The sequence below is a fragment of the Mesorhizobium sp. M0663 genome (genome assembly GCF_040320585.1).
Classification (GTDB): domain Bacteria; phylum Pseudomonadota; class Alphaproteobacteria; order Rhizobiales; family Rhizobiaceae; genus Mesorhizobium.
The window spans coordinates 131,239-146,862 of sequence record NZ_JAMYPX010000006.1 but is presented as its reverse complement, the minus strand read 5'-3'; the positions used below and the strand labels follow the sequence as shown (position 1 = coordinate 146,862).

Below are 15,624 nucleotides of genomic sequence, written 5' to 3'. Positions count from 1 at the left end.
CTCGTCGAGTCGTGAAAAAGAGATCGGAGTGGGGCGAAAAACATGCCGATTACGCTGCTTGACGGAATTCTCGTCGGCTTCACCCTGGTCTCGGCGATGCTCGCTATGGTTCGCGGCTTTTCGCGCGAGATCCTGTCGATCATCTCCTGGGCAGCCGCCGCGGCCGCCGCCTTCTTCTTCTACAAGCCGGTGCTGCCTTACATTCAGCCCTACGTCGACAACGAAAAGGCCGCCATGGCGGCGGCCGCCGGTATCGTCTTCATTGTCGCGCTGATCGTCGTTTCGGTCATCACCATGAAGCTCGCCGACTGGATCATCGATTCCAGGATCGGCGCGCTCGATCGTACACTTGGCTTCCTCTATGGCGCGGCGCGCGGCATCCTGGTCGTCGCTGTCGCGCTGCTTTTCTTCAATTGGCTGGCCGGCGCCAAGGCTCCAGGCTGGATTGCCAACGCCAAGTCAAAGCCGTTGCTCGAATCGATCGGCGCCAAGCTCGAAAGCCTGCTGCCCGAGGATCCGGAAAACGCCATCCTCAACAAGCTCAATCCGAATCAGCCGGCCACCGAGACGCCTCTGGCCCCCGACGCGCCTGCAGCGGAAGCCCCTGCCGCCGGCGACGACGCCACTGCTCCGGCACCCGACGACAGCGATGCGCCGCCGGCCGACAATGCGCCCGCGACGCCGGCACCTGCAAACCCGGCGCCGGCAAACTGATTTCGACAGACTTGCGAGGCTCAAGACTGTCGATCATGTGAACGCCGCACGACGTGCGTTGCTTTCGATGCGCTATGACCTTATATGGCGACTTTAGCGGAGCTTGAGCCCCAATGGCAGCCTCAGTGGCAGACGCAGACGACGTGCTTTCCGCCGAAGCCGACGACCATTTCCACGACGAATGCGGCGTGTTCGGCATTTTCGGCCGGCAGGACGCCGCAGCCATCGTAACGCTCGGTCTGCATGCGTTGCAGCATCGAGGCCAGGAAGCGGCCGGCATCGTTTCCTATGACGGCACCCAATTCCATGTCGAACGCCATGTCGGCCTGATCGGCGACACCTTTACTAAGCAGCGTGTCATCGACAGCCTGCAGGGCAACCGTGCCATCGGCCACACACGCTATGCCACCACCGGCGGCGCCGGTCTGCGCAATATCCAGCCTTTCTTCGCCGAACTTGCCGATGGCGGCTTTGCCGTCGCCCATAACGGCAATCTCACCAACGCCATGACCGTTCAGCGCGCCCTGCAGAAGCAAGGCGCCATCTTCTCTTCCACCTCCGACACCGAAACGCTCCTGCACCTGGTTGCCACCAGCAAAGAGCGCGACCTGAATTCGCGCTTCATCGATGCGGTGCGCCAAGTCGAAGGCGCCTTCTCGCTGGTGGCGATGACGTCCAAGAAGATGATCGGGTGCCGCGACCCGCTCGGCATCCGCCCGCTGGTGCTCGGCGATCTCGACGGCGCCTGGATTCTCGCCTCCGAGACCTGCGCGCTCGATATTATCGGTGCGCGTTTCGTGCGCGACCTGAAGCCCGGCGAAATGGTCGTCGTCACCAGCAAGGGCATCGAAAGCCTGTTCCCGTTCGAGCCGCAGAAGACCCGCTTCTGCATCTTCGAATATGTCTATTTCGCGCGGCCGGATTCGTCGGTCGAAGGCCGCAACGTCTATGAAGTGCGCAAGCGCATCGGCGCCGAGCTGGCGCAGGAAAGTCCGGTCGAGGCCGACATCGTCGTGCCGGTGCCGGATTCGGGCACGCCGGCGGCGATCGGCTTTTCGCAGGCCGCGGGCATTCCGTTCGAGCTCGGCATCATCCGCAATCACTATGTTGGCCGCACCTTCATCCAGCCCGGCGATTCGATCCGCCACATGGGTGTCAAGCTCAAGCACAACGCCAACCGCCGCATGATCGAAGGCAAGCGCGTGGTGCTGGTGGACGATTCGATCGTGCGCGGCACCACCAGCCAGAAGATCGTCCAGATGGTGCGCGATGCCGGCGCCAAGGAAGTGCATATGCGCATCGCTTCGCCGCCGACGCGCGCCTCCTGCTTTTACGGCGTCGACACACCGGAAAAGTCGAAGCTGCTGGCGTCGCGCATGTCGGTGGAGGAGATGGCCGAGTTCATCCGCGTCGATTCGCTCGGCTTCCTGTCGATCGACGGGCTCTACCGCGCCGTCGGCGAGGCCGGCCGCGACAACGAGCAGCCGCAATTCTGCGACGCCTGCTTCACCGGCCAGTATCCGACCCGGCTTGCCGACTTCGAAGGCTCCGACAATGTGCGCACGCTGTCGCTGTTAGCGGCCGGCGGGTCTTAGCAGACGCTGCTTCAATGCTGAAGCTGTTCTGGCTGGATTTTGAAGCAGGACGCCGCCACGGTTTTCCGATGGGCGTCGGCATCACCGCAGAAGACGAAACGGATGCGGTAGATCTCGCCAAAACACGGTTGTTTGCCAGCGGAAAATTTCCAACCGCCTACAGGATCGAGATCATCCCCGATCTGGACACCCTGGACCAGAACCATGTCAGGCCGAATATCGGCCATTACCTGCGTCGGGGAATCTGGTTTCCGACCGGTTATGATAGTAGCTGGTCTCCGTAACCTTTGATCTTCAGAGTGACCTCATGATTTCTGCCCTTGACCTCTCCGGCCGCGTCGCGGTCGTCACCGGCGCCTCGCGCGGTATCGGCTATTTCATCGCCAGGGAGCTTGCCGCGGCCGGTGCGCATGTGATTGCGGTTGCTCGCACCGTCGGCGGGTTGGAAGAACTCGACGACCAGATCAAGGCAGGTGGCGGACAGGCGACGCTGGTACCGCTCGATCTTGCCGACATGGCGGGGATCGACCGGCTGGGCGGCGCCATCCACGAGCGCTGGGGCAAGCTCGACATACTGGTCGCCAACGCCGCTGTGCTCGGCGTCATCGCCCCGATCGGCCATGTCGAGGCCAAGACCTTCGAGAAGGTGATGACCATCAACGTCACCGCAACATGGCGGCTGATCCGCTCGGTCGACCCGCTGCTCAGGCTTTCCGATGCCGGCCGTGCTATCGTGCTGAGCTCCAGCCTTGCCCACTCCGCACGCGCCTTCTGGGCGCCTTATGCGGCGTCGAAGGCGGCGGTCGAGGCCATGACGCGTTCATGGGCGCATGAGACCGAAAACCTGCCGCTCAGGGTCAATGCCGCCGATCCCGGGGCAACGCGCACCGCGATGCGGGCGCAGGCCGTACCCGGCGAGGATCCTGAAACACTGCCGCACCCTTCGGAGATCGCCAAGCGTATCGTGCCGCTGGCCAGCCCTACGCTCAAGGAGACCGGGCTGATCTTCCAGGCCAAGCACAATCGCTTTGTCGCCTACCGGCAGCCGGAGTAGCCACATATCGCATTTTGCCGGAAGAATTGCGCCGGCACCAACGTTGTTCGGGTGCCACAATTCGAGAAACGGAGGACCATATGCGGAGGCTGCTTCTCTTGACTGCCGCCGCGCTGCTTGCAGTAATCGGCGCCGCGTCGTCGCAGACAGACGGCACTCGACGAAAAGGGCCAAATGGTCAACGGCCGCGGCGACACGCCCAACCGGCACGACGTGTTGACCGGCTCCAAGCCGGATGGCACGAAAATAGCCGACCAGACCTGCGGCGACTGGACGCTGAGCGGAGCAGAAGGTGTGGCGATGATGGGTCATCACGATCGTACCGGCCTCGATGATTCGGCAGCCGCCAAATCGTGGAATTCCTCGCATGCGTCACGCGGTGGCTGCAGCCAGGAAGCGCTGAAGGGCACCGGCGGCGACGGCCTGTTCTATTGTTTTGCGGTGAACTGAACCAAAACGACCCGCCATCACGTGGCTGTGATGCCGTGGCTTAACGCCGCGCTTTGGCCCAGCTTTCGCCGCTGGGCCGGAGTTGCTAGGATCGTGCGACTCCCAAAACAAGCAGAGCGAGGAAATACTCATGGCGACACCGAGCGTAGCGTTAGTCTGGTATCTGGTGATCGCCGGCCCGCAAGGCGGCATGGTCGTGCTGCCCAGCACATTCGACACCCGCGAACAGTGCGCCTTCGCCATAACCGAATACCAGAAGCAACCGACGCCGGCCGGCTGGTCGGTGCAGTGCGTGCCGAGCGCCTCGCCCTTCGCCGACGAGGGCGACGCCGAGGAGCCGTCGGCGCAGTAGGACAGCGTGATCTCGCCCCTTGAGGGGGAGATGGCCGACAGGCCAGAGGGGGTTGGTCCCACCGGGCTCGGCCTGCTGCAGCGGTTGGCGTTCACGCGAGACAACCCCCTCTGTCGCCTTCGGCGACATCTCCCCCTCAAGGGGGGAAATCGTCAGCGTCGCGCGCTTACCGTCAGCTCCGGCTTCTGGCTGATGGTCTGGAACACGACGCAGTAGCGCTCGGTCAGCTTGAGCAGCGCATCGATGCGCTCCTGCGGCTCGTCGGTGTCGAGGCCAAATGTCAGCCGGATGGCGCGGAAGCCAACCGGCGCATCCTTTGCCACGCCAAGCGTGCCGCGAAAGTCTAGGTCGCCTTCGGCTTCCACCGTGGCGGCCCCAAGCTTGAATTCCAGCGCCGTCGCTACCGCCTTCAGCGTGACGCCGGCGCAAGCCACCAGTGCCTCCAGCAGCATGTCGCCGGAGCAGAGTTCGAGCCCGGTGCCGCCGGTCGCCGGATGCAGCCCGGCAATGGCGATCGCCCTGCCTGTCTCGACCTTGCAGGCGATCGATTGGTCGTCGATCGAGCCTTTGGCGCGGAGAGTAATCAGCGCGCGCGAGGCGTCGTCGCGATAGGCCACCTTCAGCGGCGTCTGCATGGCCTTCAATGCGATCGCGTCCATTTCGTTTTCTCTCCCACAGTTGCCTGGCTTCGCTGCCTAACGGCGATGCCGCCTGCCCAAACGCAAGTCGCCACTGGCGTAGCGCTTGGCAGGGTTTCGCCCGTATAGCCTGACGATACGGGGAGCATCCAACGCCTTCACACCGTCTCTCGCAACACATTCGTAAGGCCGCCGGACATATGGCCGATATCGCCATCGTGGAAACCCGCGAACGGGTTCTTGCCGGAATCCTGTTCACCGGGGCTGCCTACCTGCTGTTTTCGATGCAGGACGCCTCAAGCTGACACTATGGTGTCAGGAAGGGGCAGCGTAGGCTGGTGAGATGACGGGATCGCTGGACATGCCATGCACAGTGGAAAGCGCCCGCGAGCGTACCCTCGGCATCATCCTGGTCTCGGCATCGGCGGCCGTCTTCGGCCTCACCGGCGTGCTGACCAAATCGATCCATGCCGACCCGCTGACCATTACCTGCTGGCGCGGCTTCGTCGGCTCGATCCTGATCAGCCTCTATGTCCTATGGCGCCGCCAGCGCTCCGGCGGTCGCGACAGCTTGCGGCTCGGCTGGCGAGGCTGGCTGCTGGCGATCGAGGGCGCGCTCGGGAGCATCGCCTTTATCTCGGCGTTCAAGTTCACCTTTGTCGCCAATGTCGCGATCATCTATGCCACGGTCCCGTTCGTCACCGCGCTGCTGGCCCTCCTGTTGGTCCGCGAGCCGTTCCGGCTGCAGACGCTTGCCGCCGCTGCTGTGTCACTATGCGGTGTGGCAATCATGGTCTGGTCCGGCTTCGGCACCGGCCATTTGTTCGGCGACGGGCTGGCGCTGCTGATGACGATCGGCAGCGCGCTCTACATGATCATGGTGCGCGCCTTCCGCGACACGCCGGTGGTGTGGGCGGGTGCGGTGTCGGCATTCCTTCTGTTCGTGCTCGGCTGGTTCGTCGCCGATCCGCTGGCTGTCTCGGCCAGGGACGCTGTGCTTCTAGCCACCTTCGGCGCCTCATTCGCGCTGGCTTCGATCCTGTGGACGGAGGGCACCCGGCTTATTCCGGCGGCCGAGTCCGGATTGCTGGGTTCAGCTGAAGTGCCATTCGCGATCCTGTTTGCCTTCCTGTTCCTGGCGGAGATCCCGCCGGCAGCCAGCATGGTCGGTGGCGCCATCGTGCTTTGCGCGGTGTTCGCTCACGCCGGCCGCGACTGGCTGATGGCCAGGCAGCGCGCAGCGGATGCATGACCAATCCTCGCCGCGTCCGAGCGCGAGTTGGTGGTCCGATCACGAGAAATCCGGTCCTGAAAATTAATTTGAAAAGTCATGGAACCATCATAGGGCTCAGGCATTATGGCTGCGACGGGCCACCCCAAGTCCCCCCAAACCCCTCGGCCCGTCCTACTTAGAAGCCGACCGCAAGGTCGGCTTTTTCTTTGCTGGCTCAATTGGCCAAGGCCAGGTTGCCGCTGAACAACGCTGCCAGATCCTGCGCCGGCCGGTCGGCATCCTCACGCAAGCGGACGGCGAATTCGGCGACCGGCACCGGCGGCAGATCAAGATCGCGCGGCGCCTCGACGATGCCGGAATGCGCGAAGCGCGCCGTCCTCAACGTCAAGGCGATGCCGGCGTGCACCGCCGTGCGCAGGCCGGCGAGGCTGGCACTGCCGGCAGCAATGCGGTAGCGACGGCCGGCCGCATCGAGTGCACTGGTCGCCGCTTCGCGAAACCCGCAATGGGGATCGAGCAGCGCCAAGGGCAGTTCGTCGTGGCGGGTGGCCAACCCGTTCTGTGAGCAAAGCCAGATCATTGGTTCCTTGAGCACACCGACTTCGTCCCGTGTCGGCACCTGCCGCATGGCAATGGCCAGATCAAGGGTGCCGGCCTGCAAAGCCTGCGCCAGTTCGGCGGAACGGCCGACGCGCAGTTCGATCCTGACGCGCGGATGGCTGACAGCAAAAGCCCTGAGAAGCTGCGGCAAGCCGCTGTCGGCGAAATCCTGCGTGGTGCCGATGGCGACGCGCCCGTCGGCGTGCGCGCCTTTGAGGGCCAGCCACGCCTCGCGGTGCGCGGCAAGGATGCGACGCGCGTGAACGATCAGATCCTCGCCTGCCGACGTCAGGCCGCGCCCTCGCCCCTGCGGCACCAGCAGCGGTTCGCCGACAACATCCTCCAGCCGCTGCATCTGCGCGGTCACTGCGGACGGCGAGCGACCGACGATCGACGCGGCCCGCGCCAGGGAACCGCCGTCGACGAAAGCGAGGAAAGTCTTGAGGAGGTCGGGATCGAACATCTGCATAATTCGACACTATCAAAGTGTTTATCAAAAACAATTCGATTTTTTTGATCAAAGGACGATGGCATGATTTTCTCGACGGCGAAGAGGCGCCGCTTGAAACCGAGGAGAAGAAATATGCCGATCATCAATGTCAGCGTTACCGGCAAGCCCGATGCCGCTTTGTCCGCCGCCATTGCCAAGGAAGTGACCGAACTGACGGCCACGCATCTGCGCAAGGACGCGACGATCACAGCTGTTGCCATTTCCTATCACGACCCCGAGCACTGGTTCGCCGGCGGCAAGTCGCTGGCCGAGCATGGCACCAACACGGCCTGGCTCGACATCAAGGTTGTCGACGGCACCAACACCAAGCTCGAACTGGAGGCGTATCTGCAGGCAATTTTCGCGGCATTCGGCCGGCTGCTGGGTAAGGTGCATGAGGAAAGCTACGCCCTCGTGCATGAAGTGCCTGCAGCCGCCTATGGCTTTGGCGGCAAGACGCAGGAATTCCGGTTCATCAGCGGAAGGATGAAAGCGGCGTAGCTGCGATAGGCAGCCGAGCCGAATCAAACATAGAAGAGAAGGAAAAATGGAGCCGCATTGACGTTGATCCAACTTCGGCTAGGTTCTCACCCGAAGCGGCCACTGAAGAGCCGTGACGTGAGATCGTTGGGAGATGCGGCGATGATCCTGACACTGGCGCTGCTTGTGGGTCTTGTCGCGGCCTGGCTGCTGATCGGCGTGGTGGAGAAGTTCCGCCTCGGCCTGCGTTTGAGCCAGGCGCTGCTCTACGTGCCGTTCAAGCTCGCCTACCGGATCAGCGACGAGCGCATCAAGATTGCGCGCAGGTCGGTGGCCCCGGTCATCTATGTCATCTGGCATCAGTCACGCATCGAGCCGGCGCTGATGCTGTCGCTGCTGCCGGAGGACACGCTGCACATCCTCGACCAGGCTTCGGCCAGATCGCCGTGGCTGGAGCCGTGGCGCGAGCTCGGCCGCACCATCGCCTTCAACGCCGAGCATGTCTTCGTCAGCCGCAGATTGGTGCGGGTGCTGAAGGGCAAGGGCCGGCTCGCCGTTTACCTGCCGGATGCGGTCGAGCCAGACGTCAAGTCGTTTCGGTTGTTTCGCGCCATCACCCGTATCGCCATGCAGGCCGACGCCCGTATCGTGCCGGTCTTCGTTGCCGGCGCACGCAGCCTGCCGGCCTCGCTGACGCCGGCGGACAAGGCGCCGCGCCATTGGTTTCCGCAGCTGTCGATCAGCGCGCTGGAGCCGATGACCATCGCCGAGCTGGTGGCGCGGAACCCAGATCAGGCCTCCAACACCAATGCGCTGTTTGATCGCTTCGCCGAGGCCAGGCTTTTCGGCAGTGATCTCGACCGAGGGCTGTTCCTCGCCATGCGCGATGCGGCCGACCGTGTTGGCGCTTCGCACCCAATAATCGAGGACGTCATTGGCGGTGCCCTGAGCTACCGGAAAGTGTTCATCGGCGCCAGGGTTTTGGGCCGACGGTTCGAGGCAATAACAGCGCCGGGCGAAGCGGTTGGGCTGCTCCTGCCCAACGCCAATGGCGTCGTGCTGTCGTTCGTCGGACTTCTGTCGGCTGCGCGGGTGGCAGCAATGATCAACTATACCGCCGGCCCGGCCAGCGTCACCGCCGCCATCCGCACGGCGATGATCCGCACCGTGGTCTCCTCACGCGCCTTTGTCGAAAAGGCCAACCTCGCCGACATCGTCGAGGCGGTGGAAAAGGGCGGGGCGAAACTGCTGTGGCTGGAGGATGTCCGCGCAAGCGTGACCGTGCTGGACAAGGCCGCAGCCGGCTTGCTGTGGCGCTGGCCGTTGCAGCGCCAGGATGCGGCCAAGCCGGCAGTGATCCTGTTCACCTCCGGCTCGGAAGGCACGCCCAAGGCCGTGGTGCTGTCGCACCGGAATCTTCTTGCCAATGCGATGCAGGCGGAAGCCCGCATCACCATCTCGCCGGCCGATATCCTGCTCAACGTGCTGCCGGTGTTCCACTCGTTCGGGCTGACCGGCGGCACCATCCTGCCGCTGGTCACCGGAGTAAAGCTGTTCCTCTACCCGTCACCGCTCCACTACAAACTTATTCCGGAGGTGGCGCGCAAGGTCCGGCCGACGGTGATGTTCGGCACTGACACGTTCCTCGCCAACTATGCCCGCACCGCCAAGGACGGCGATTTTTCCAGCCTGCGCTTCGTCGTGGCCGGTGCCGAGGCGGTGAAGCCGGAGACGCGCCGGGTTTACCGCGAGCGCTTCCAGGCCGAGATCATCGAAGGTTTTGGCTTGACCGAGGCCGCACCAGTGGTTGCCGTCAACACCGCCATCCACGGCCGCGACGGAACGGTCGGGCGGCTGCTGCCGGCCATGCGCATGAAACTCGAACCGGTTGAAGGCATCAGCGACGCCGGCCGGCTGTGGCTCGACGGGCCGAACCTGATGATGGGCTACATGACCAGCAATCGGCCTGGCGAGCTGCAGCCGCTCGAAGGCTGGCACGACACCGGCGATATCGTTTCGGTCGATCGCGAAGGCTTCATCACCATTCGCGGCCGCGCCAAGCGCTTCGCCAAGATAGCCGGCGAGATGGTATCGCTTGGTGCGGTCGAGATGCTGGTGCAGTCGCTGTGGCCGGAAGAGCATCACGCCGTGGTAGCGGTGCCGGACAAGCGGCGCGGCGAGCGCCTCGTTCTGGTCACCACCGCCGACAATGCCGATCCCCACGAATTGCGCGAATTCGGCAAAAAAGCCGGCGCGGCCGAACTGATGGTGCCGAACGACATCGTCAAGGTCGAGGAGATCCCTGTACTGGGCTCCGGCAAGACCGACTATGTCTCGACTAGAAAGCTGGCACTCGAGAGGCTGGGACTGAGCGCAGCCGCCTGAGGTTTGCTGTCGAGAACTCTAAAGCGCGTCGCGTTCGACCGGCCTTGTGCCACGCGCTTTAGATTCTTGCTTTTATGCATGCCGTTATCGCAAAACCGCTGCACACTTTTGCGCGAATGCATTAGAAGACCACCACCGACAACAGCAGAATGGCACCGACGGCCATCATCAGCAGGCCCGGCCAGTTCTGCGACAGGCCGAGAAAACGGAGCCCGCGCCGCCGCGGCTCCAGGGTCGGACCTGGTGTTGCGAGATTAGGCGTCGGACTGTCCGGCGCGGTGGAGACAGCGGCCGGTTCACTAAGCCGCCCGCGCATGATGGCTGCTACCGCCATATAGACGAGGCCGGCGACAGTCAGTAACGCGCCGATGAGGATGACAGCCATTTCTCCTCGTTTCCGATGGTTCTGCGCCCGATGCGGCAGCTTGCGCGACGTAGATGACGTACCACGAGCAGCCGCTCAGACGGACCTACCAAACACAAACGGTCTAGCCGCCCAGCAAGTTCCGAAACCGGTGTTTTTGAGGTGCATTCCACAGCGCCGCGCGCTGTGAGAGCCGGTCCTGAGTCTAAACGGACGACCCTTTTCGGAATCATGCACTGCCAGGCGCAACGCGAACTGGCACCAAATCTGTCAGCCAATATCCGAGGACGGCACCTTCTCGCCTTCGCGCTTGGCGCGTCTCGAATAGGCGCGCACGCTGAACGGCAAGAAGACCAGATAGCCCGCAACCGAGGCCGTCAGCGTATACCAGGGATAGGTCATCAAAAGCAGGACGTAGAGGACGACTGCGAGGATGATCGGCAGCACCCTGTCGCCCGGTATCCTGACGCTCTTGCCGGAATAGACGGGCAGTCTGCTGACCAGCAGGAACGCCACCAATATTGTAAAGCCGGTGGCAATGAAGGCTGCCAGGCGGCTGGGTTCAAGCCCAAGCCTGAGGAAGAACAGATAGAGCGGCAGCATCACCAGCACCGCACCCGCCGGCGCCGGCACGCCGACGAAATATTCGGTCTGCCACTGCGGACGGTCGAGCTCTTCGTCGAGCACGTTGAAACGGGCAAGCCTCATCCCACAGGCGATGGTGAACAGCAGCGCGGCGATCCAGCCCGGCGAACCTGCCCTGTCGAGCAGAAAGGCATAGAGCACCAGCGCCGGTGCCACGCCGAAATTGACGATATCGGCCAGCGAATCCATCTGGGCGCCGAATTTGGAAGTCGCCTTCAGCATTCGCGCCAGACGGCCGTCGATACCATCGAGGAAGGCCGCGAGCAGCACCATCACCACCGCTGGCTCGAAGCGGCCCTCGAAGCCGAAGCGAATACCGGACAGGCCGGCGCAGATGGCGAGCACCGTGACCAGATTGGGCAGCACCATGCGCATCGGGATTTCGCGAATGCGCGGGCCACCGCCGCCATGCGCCTCGAATTTCTTGAACGGCGGGGCCACCGGTCAGGAGATCCGCACGAGCGGCGTTGCGGCAACGCCGCCGAATTCCGCCAGCACCGTCTCACCGCCAACTGCGGTCTGGCCGACGGCGACACGCGGCGTCGCGGTCGAGGGCAGGAATACATCGACGCGCGAGCCAAAGCGGATCAGCCCGAAGCGCTCGCCGGTGCCGATGGCGCCGCCGGGCTCGGCCCAGCAGACGATGCGCCGCGCCACCAGGCCGGCAATCTGTACCGCAGCGACCGTTCCATTGGGGCTTTCGATGACCAGCCCGTTGCGCTCGTTCTCGGTGCTTGCCTTGTCGAGTTCGGCGTTGAGGAATTTTCCTGGCCGATGCTCGATCCTGGAAATGCGGCCGCGCACCGGGGAGCGGTTCACGTGGCAGGAAAAGACGTTCATGAACACCGAGATGCGGGTCATTTCACCGCCGCCGAGGCCAAGCTCGCGCGGCGGCACGGCCGGGCCAACCGCCGAGACGATGCCGTCGGCCGGGCTGACAACCAGCCGGTCATCGATCGGCGTGACACGCTCGGGATCGCGGAAGAAATAGGCGCACCAGGCCGTCAGGATGAGACCGATCCAGAACAGGGTCGAGGAGAAGTAGCCAAGAAAGAGCGTCGCCGCGCCGAACGCAGCGATAAAGGGATAACCCTCGCGATGGATCGGAACGAACGCATTCTTGATCGTGTCAACGAGGCTCATGGGATGAGGGCAACCTTGGTTCCAAGTCCGGCCTCAATAGCGGAAACACCCCGCGGTCGCAACGCGACAATGAGAGCGCTCGGGGGGTGGCGGTCGCCGCCGTTTCAGGATGCCGTTAGCAGCATCCGGACTGCCGAAGCGATCAACCGGAAATGTTCATTGCGATTGTCGGAACGCAGCACTCTCGCCCGTCCTTGGCAAGACAGCGCCTCTCATCGGCATTTCGGCCATGACGATTTGCGCAAACCCGGAGGTTCTCGGCCGATGCAGAAATCAGCAGCTAGGCAAGTGCAAGTGGTGATGAACGGCTTGGCCTTCGGCGAGTCACCGCGCTGGCACGATGGCCGGCTGTGGTTCTGCAACTGGGGCACAGGCCAGATCATCGCCGTTGACGCTCTGGGCAACAGCGAGATCGCGCTCACCGTGCCGGCCACCCTGCCCTATTCCATTGACTGGCTTCCGGACGGGCGGCTGCTTGTCGTCTCCGGCTGCGAAGGGGTGGTCCTCAGGCAGGAGGCAGACGGGAGGCTGGTCACCCATGCCGATCTGAGACACCTCTCGAAGAGCCCGTGGAACGAGATCGTGGTCGATGGGCGCGGCAACATATACGTCAATGGCGGTGGGCCTGCTCCGGGTCCCGGCCAGCATTTCGGCCCCGGCACCATCGTGCTGGTCGCACCTGATGGCTCGGTTCAGCAGGTGGCTGATAACCTCGCCTTCGCCAATGGCATGGCGGTGACGCCTGACAACAAGACGCTGGTCGTTGCCGAGTCCCACGCCAACCGGCTGACCGCCTTCGACATCGCTGCCGATGGCGGCCTTTCCAACCGCAGGGTCTGGGCCAATCTCGGCAACGGTTTTCCCGATGGCATCTGCCTAGATGCCGAAGGTGCGGCGTGGTACGCCGACGTTCCCAACCGGCATTGCGTGCGGGTGCGCGAGGGCGGCGCGATGCTCGAAAGTGTCGATGTCGACCGCGGCTGCTTTGCCTGCATGCTCGGCGGCAGCGAGGGAAAAACGCTGTTCATCGTCGCAGCCGAATGGCGCGGCTTCGAACATATGATCAGCGATGCCCGTACCGGCCAAGTGCTCAGCGTCGACGCTACCGCGCCGGGCGCCGGCTGGCCGTAGAGAGCTTACATCCCGGGAATCCGCTGATAGTTGGCAATATCGGCCTTGACGCCAAGTCGCGCGATGGTCTCCTGAGGCTTGAAGCCGCTGCGCTCATGCGCGGCCTTGATGATCGGCACGACCTTGTCGACGGCGGCCTGCCCTTCCCATTCGACAATGGTCACGAGGTTGAACTCGCCCGGCCCCGAGAATTGCTCAAGCAGGAAATCCTGGACGAACCCTTGCTGCTGGCGCAGCAATTCATGCGTAATCCGGACCTTGGCAAGAATCTCCTCGCGGGCGTTGGCCGGAACGACAAACTTGTCCACCCGGAATACACTGCCGCCACTAACTGCCTGATTTATCCCATTCATATCGATTGTCTCCGTTTTTGAACGACGCATCTTGCTGCGATCCAAAACGGCCTACGATCTCAACTTAAGTTGAGGTCAAGCACGAATTTTCAGCTCACCTCCGAGGTGCGGCGGCGGACGACGACGCCGAACTCGTCGCTTTCGCGGGCAATGCGCAGCCGCTCCTCGGCCTCGCTTGCCTCGCGCTGGCGGTCCCACATCGATGCATAAAGGCCGCGCTTGGCTATCAAGGCGACATGGGTGCCGCGCTCGGCGATCTGGCCATCCTGCAGGACGATGATCTCGTCGGCCGAAATCACTGTGGACAGCCGATGGGCGATGACGAGGGTGGTGCGGCCCTGGCTGACCAGGTCGAGTGCCGCCTGGATCTCCTGCTCGGTGTGGCTGTCCAGCGCCGAGGTCGCCTCGTCGAGCATCAGGATCGGCGGTGCCTTCAAAATGGTGCGGGCAATCGCCACCCGCTGCTTCTCGCCGCCGGACAGTTTTAATCCGCGCTCGCCGACCATTGAGCGATAGCCGTCGGGCAGCCGCTCGATGAACGGTCCGATCTGGGCCAGTTCTGCCGCCTTGCGCACATCCTCCTCGCTGGCGCCGACGCGGCCGTAGCGGATGTTGTAGGCGATGGTGTCGTTGAACAGCACCGTGTCCTGCGGCACCATGCCGATGGCGGCGCGCAAGCTCTCCTGCGTCACGTCGCGAATGTCCTGGCCGTCGATCAGAATCTTGCCGCGCTGGATGTCGTAGAAGCGAAACAAAAGCCGCGAAATGGTCGACTTGCCGGCTCCGGAGGGGCCGACGATGGCCACCGTCTTGCCGGCTGGCACCTCGAAGCTGATGCCCTTCAGGATCTTGCGGTTGGGGTCGTAGGAAAAATGTACGTCGCGGAACTCGACCCTGCCGGCATCGACGACCAGCGGCTTGGCGCCCGGCCGATCGACGATCTCACGCTTGACGTCGAGCAGATCGAACATGTTTTCGATGTCGGTCAGGCCCTGGCGAATTTCGCGGTAGATCATGCCGATGAAATTCAGCGGCACCGAAAGCTGCATGAGCATGGCGTTGACGAAGACGAAATCGCCGACGCTCTGTGTGCCCGCCTTCACCTCGAGCGCCGACATCACCATGACGACGGTCATGCCGATACCGAAGATCACACCTTGGCCGAAGTTCAGCCAGCCAAGCGAGGTCCAGGTCCTGGTCGCCGCCAACTCGTAGCGCGCCGTGGACCGGTCGAACCGCTCGGCCTCCATGGTTTCGTTATTGAAATATTTGACTGTTTCGTAGTTGAGTAGCGAGTCGATCGCCTTCGTGCTGGCTTCATTGTCGCTTTCGTTCATCTCACGGCGGATCGAAATACGCCAATCGCTCGCCCTGACGGTGAACCAGACATAGAGCCAGACCGTGACCGCGATCACCAAGACGTATAGCCAGCCATAGGTGACGGCGAAGATGCCGGCGGTGAGCGCGAATTCGACGATTGTCGGCGCCGTCGCCAGCATGGTGAAGCGGACGATCGTCTCGATGCCCTTGGTGCCGCGCTCAATGACGCGCGACAGTCCGCCGGTGCGCCGTTCGAGGTGGAAGCGCAGCGACAGTTCGTGCATGTGCACGAAGGTGCGGAAGGCGAGCCGGCGCACCGCATGCTGGCCGACCCGTGCAAACAGGGCATCGCGTAACTGGTTGAAGCCGAGTTGCACCAGCCGCACGGCATTGTAGGCGACGACCAGCATGACCGGCGCCAGCAGCAGGGCCGGCAGCGGCGGCGGCGATTTGCTATCGCCGGCCAGTGCGTCGGTCGCCCATTTGAAGAAATAGGGTCCGGCCACCAGGGTCAGCTTGGCGACAACCAGCAGTACGGTGGCCCATACCACTCGGGCCCTCAGGTCGGCGCGGTCGGCCGGCCACATATAGGGCCAGAGATTGCGCAACGTTCTGAAGGTCGAGCCGGAATCTGCGGAAACGGTTTTCTCGGCCATTCTTGTTTACCTTTATGATT

16 protein-coding genes and 1 pseudogene are annotated in these 15,624 nt (G+C 63.3%); 10 read left to right on the top strand and 7 right to left on the bottom strand.

The window, feature by feature from the left end:
* Positions 1–42 precede the first annotated feature (42 nt).
* From NKI54_RS14550 to NKI54_RS14525, 6 genes and pseudogenes are all read left to right on the top strand, one after another.
* On the top strand, positions 43–714 hold the full coding sequence (locus NKI54_RS14550) for a CvpA family protein (protein WP_023677716.1): 672 nt from the start codon (positions 43–45) through the stop codon (positions 712–714).
* Between the two features lie 125 nt (positions 715–839).
* Entirely contained in the window at positions 840–2,309 is a 1,470-nt protein-coding gene (gene purF, locus NKI54_RS14545) for an amidophosphoribosyltransferase (protein ID WP_023677717.1), read from the top strand.
* Positions 2,310–2,323: 14 nt separating this feature from the next.
* Positions 2,324–2,593 carry a hypothetical protein gene (locus NKI54_RS14540; RefSeq protein WP_352637891.1) on the top strand — a complete coding sequence of 90 codons (270 nt, stop codon included), beginning with the start codon at positions 2,324–2,326 and terminating at the stop codon, positions 2,591–2,593.
* 23 nt (positions 2,594–2,616) lie between these two features.
* Entirely contained in the window at positions 2,617–3,363 is a 747-nt protein-coding gene (locus tag NKI54_RS14535) for an SDR family NAD(P)-dependent oxidoreductase (protein WP_352647445.1), read from the top strand.
* 144 nt (positions 3,364–3,507) lie between these two features.
* Positions 3,508–3,813, top strand: a pseudogene (locus tag NKI54_RS14530) (hypothetical protein); the annotation flags it as partial.
* 130 nt (positions 3,814–3,943) lie between these two features.
* Positions 3,944–4,165, top strand: coding sequence for a hypothetical protein (locus NKI54_RS14525; RefSeq protein ID WP_023677720.1), 222 nt, complete (start codon positions 3,944–3,946; stop codon positions 4,163–4,165).
* Positions 4,166–4,317: 152 nt separating this feature from the next.
* Here the strand turns inward: NKI54_RS14525 and NKI54_RS14520 are convergent, their stop codons facing one another.
* Positions 4,318–4,824, bottom strand: coding sequence for an OsmC family protein (locus NKI54_RS14520; protein WP_023677721.1), 507 nt, complete (start codon positions 4,822–4,824; stop codon positions 4,318–4,320).
* A gap of 322 nt (positions 4,825–5,146) precedes the next feature.
* Here NKI54_RS14520 and NKI54_RS14515 point away from each other — a divergent pair, with 322 nt between their 5' ends.
* Positions 5,147–6,055: a DMT family transporter gene (locus NKI54_RS14515; RefSeq protein WP_502898045.1), complete on the top strand. Its 909-nt coding sequence runs from the start codon at positions 5,147–5,149 to the stop codon at positions 6,053–6,055.
* Positions 6,056–6,251: 196 nt separating this feature from the next.
* Here NKI54_RS14515 and NKI54_RS14510 read toward each other — a convergent pair whose 3' ends face one another.
* Positions 6,252–7,106 carry a LysR substrate-binding domain-containing protein gene (locus NKI54_RS14510; RefSeq protein WP_352691795.1) on the bottom strand — a complete coding sequence of 285 codons (855 nt, stop codon included), beginning with the start codon at positions 7,104–7,106 and terminating at the stop codon, positions 6,252–6,254.
* Positions 7,107–7,220: 114 nt separating this feature from the next.
* On the opposite strand from NKI54_RS14510, the gene NKI54_RS14505 reads away from it, so the two are divergent.
* A complete protein-coding gene (locus tag NKI54_RS14505) occupies positions 7,221–7,628 on the top strand; it encodes a tautomerase family protein (RefSeq protein WP_023677725.1) in 408 nt (135 codons plus the stop codon).
* A 141-nt stretch (positions 7,629–7,769) separates the two neighbouring features.
* Positions 7,770–9,992: an AMP-binding protein gene (locus NKI54_RS14500; RefSeq protein WP_352691835.1), complete on the top strand. Its 2,223-nt coding sequence runs from the start codon at positions 7,770–7,772 to the stop codon at positions 9,990–9,992.
* A gap of 121 nt (positions 9,993–10,113) precedes the next feature.
* On the opposite strand, the gene NKI54_RS14495 is transcribed toward NKI54_RS14500, so the two are convergent.
* From NKI54_RS14495 to NKI54_RS14485, 3 genes are all read right to left on the bottom strand, one after another.
* The gene (locus NKI54_RS14495) at positions 10,114–10,377 is read right to left on the bottom strand and encodes a hypothetical protein (RefSeq protein WP_352637883.1); all 264 of its coding nucleotides are present in this window, start codon (positions 10,375–10,377) and stop codon (positions 10,114–10,116) included.
* Between the two features lie 249 nt (positions 10,378–10,626).
* Positions 10,627–11,442 carry a CDP-alcohol phosphatidyltransferase family protein gene (locus NKI54_RS14490; protein ID WP_023677728.1) on the bottom strand — a complete coding sequence of 272 codons (816 nt, stop codon included), beginning with the start codon at positions 11,440–11,442 and terminating at the stop codon, positions 10,627–10,629.
* Between the two features lie 3 nt (positions 11,443–11,445).
* On the bottom strand, positions 11,446–12,144 hold the full coding sequence (locus NKI54_RS14485) for a phosphatidylserine decarboxylase (protein WP_023677729.1): 699 nt from the start codon (positions 12,142–12,144) through the stop codon (positions 11,446–11,448).
* A 264-nt stretch (positions 12,145–12,408) separates the two neighbouring features.
* On the opposite strand from NKI54_RS14485, the gene NKI54_RS14480 reads away from it, so the two are divergent.
* Positions 12,409–13,275, top strand: coding sequence for an SMP-30/gluconolactonase/LRE family protein (locus tag NKI54_RS14480; protein WP_352637881.1), 867 nt, complete (start codon positions 12,409–12,411; stop codon positions 13,273–13,275).
* Positions 13,276–13,280: 5 nt separating this feature from the next.
* Here the strand turns inward: NKI54_RS14480 and NKI54_RS14475 are convergent, their stop codons facing one another.
* Positions 13,281–13,628: an antibiotic biosynthesis monooxygenase gene (locus NKI54_RS14475; RefSeq protein WP_352637893.1), complete on the bottom strand. Its 348-nt coding sequence runs from the start codon at positions 13,626–13,628 to the stop codon at positions 13,281–13,283.
* An 89-nt stretch (positions 13,629–13,717) separates the two neighbouring features.
* Complete coding sequence (locus NKI54_RS14470) at positions 13,718–15,604, bottom strand: ABCB family ABC transporter ATP-binding protein/permease (RefSeq protein ID WP_352501837.1); 1,887 nt, start codon at positions 15,602–15,604, stop codon at positions 13,718–13,720.
* Positions 15,605–15,624: the final 20 nt, after the last annotated feature.

Excerpts from the sequence above, each read along its gene's own strand:
- NKI54_RS14550 (WP_023677716.1), top strand. The coding sequence starts at position 43 with ATGCCGATTACGCTGCTTGACGGAATTCTCGTCGGCTTCACCCTGGTC.
- NKI54_RS14540 (WP_352637891.1), top strand. The coding sequence starts at position 2,324 with ATGCTGAAGCTGTTCTGGCTGGATTTTGAAGCAGGACGCCGCCACGGT.
- NKI54_RS14535 (WP_352647445.1), top strand. The coding sequence starts at position 2,617 with ATGATTTCTGCCCTTGACCTCTCCGGCCGCGTCGCGGTCGTCACCGGC.
- NKI54_RS14525 (WP_023677720.1), top strand. The coding sequence starts at position 3,944 with ATGGCGACACCGAGCGTAGCGTTAGTCTGGTATCTGGTGATCGCCGGC.
- NKI54_RS14520 (WP_023677721.1), bottom strand. The coding sequence starts at position 4,824 with ATGGACGCGATCGCATTGAAGGCCATGCAGACGCCGCTGAAGGTGGCC.
- NKI54_RS14515 (WP_502898045.1), top strand. The coding sequence starts at position 5,147 with ATGACGGGATCGCTGGACATGCCATGCACAGTGGAAAGCGCCCGCGAG.
- NKI54_RS14510 (WP_352691795.1), bottom strand. The coding sequence starts at position 7,106 with ATGCAGATGTTCGATCCCGACCTCCTCAAGACTTTCCTCGCTTTCGTC.
- NKI54_RS14505 (WP_023677725.1), top strand. The coding sequence starts at position 7,221 with ATGCCGATCATCAATGTCAGCGTTACCGGCAAGCCCGATGCCGCTTTG.
- NKI54_RS14500 (WP_352691835.1), top strand. The coding sequence starts at position 7,770 with ATGATCCTGACACTGGCGCTGCTTGTGGGTCTTGTCGCGGCCTGGCTG.
- NKI54_RS14495 (WP_352637883.1), bottom strand. The coding sequence starts at position 10,377 with ATGGCTGTCATCCTCATCGGCGCGTTACTGACTGTCGCCGGCCTCGTC.
- NKI54_RS14485 (WP_023677729.1), bottom strand. The coding sequence starts at position 12,144 with ATGAGCCTCGTTGACACGATCAAGAATGCGTTCGTTCCGATCCATCGC.
- NKI54_RS14480 (WP_352637881.1), top strand. The coding sequence starts at position 12,409 with ATGCAGAAATCAGCAGCTAGGCAAGTGCAAGTGGTGATGAACGGCTTG.
- NKI54_RS14475 (WP_352637893.1), bottom strand. The coding sequence starts at position 13,628 with ATGAATGGGATAAATCAGGCAGTTAGTGGCGGCAGTGTATTCCGGGTG.
- NKI54_RS14470 (WP_352501837.1), bottom strand. The coding sequence starts at position 15,604 with ATGGCCGAGAAAACCGTTTCCGCAGATTCCGGCTCGACCTTCAGAACG.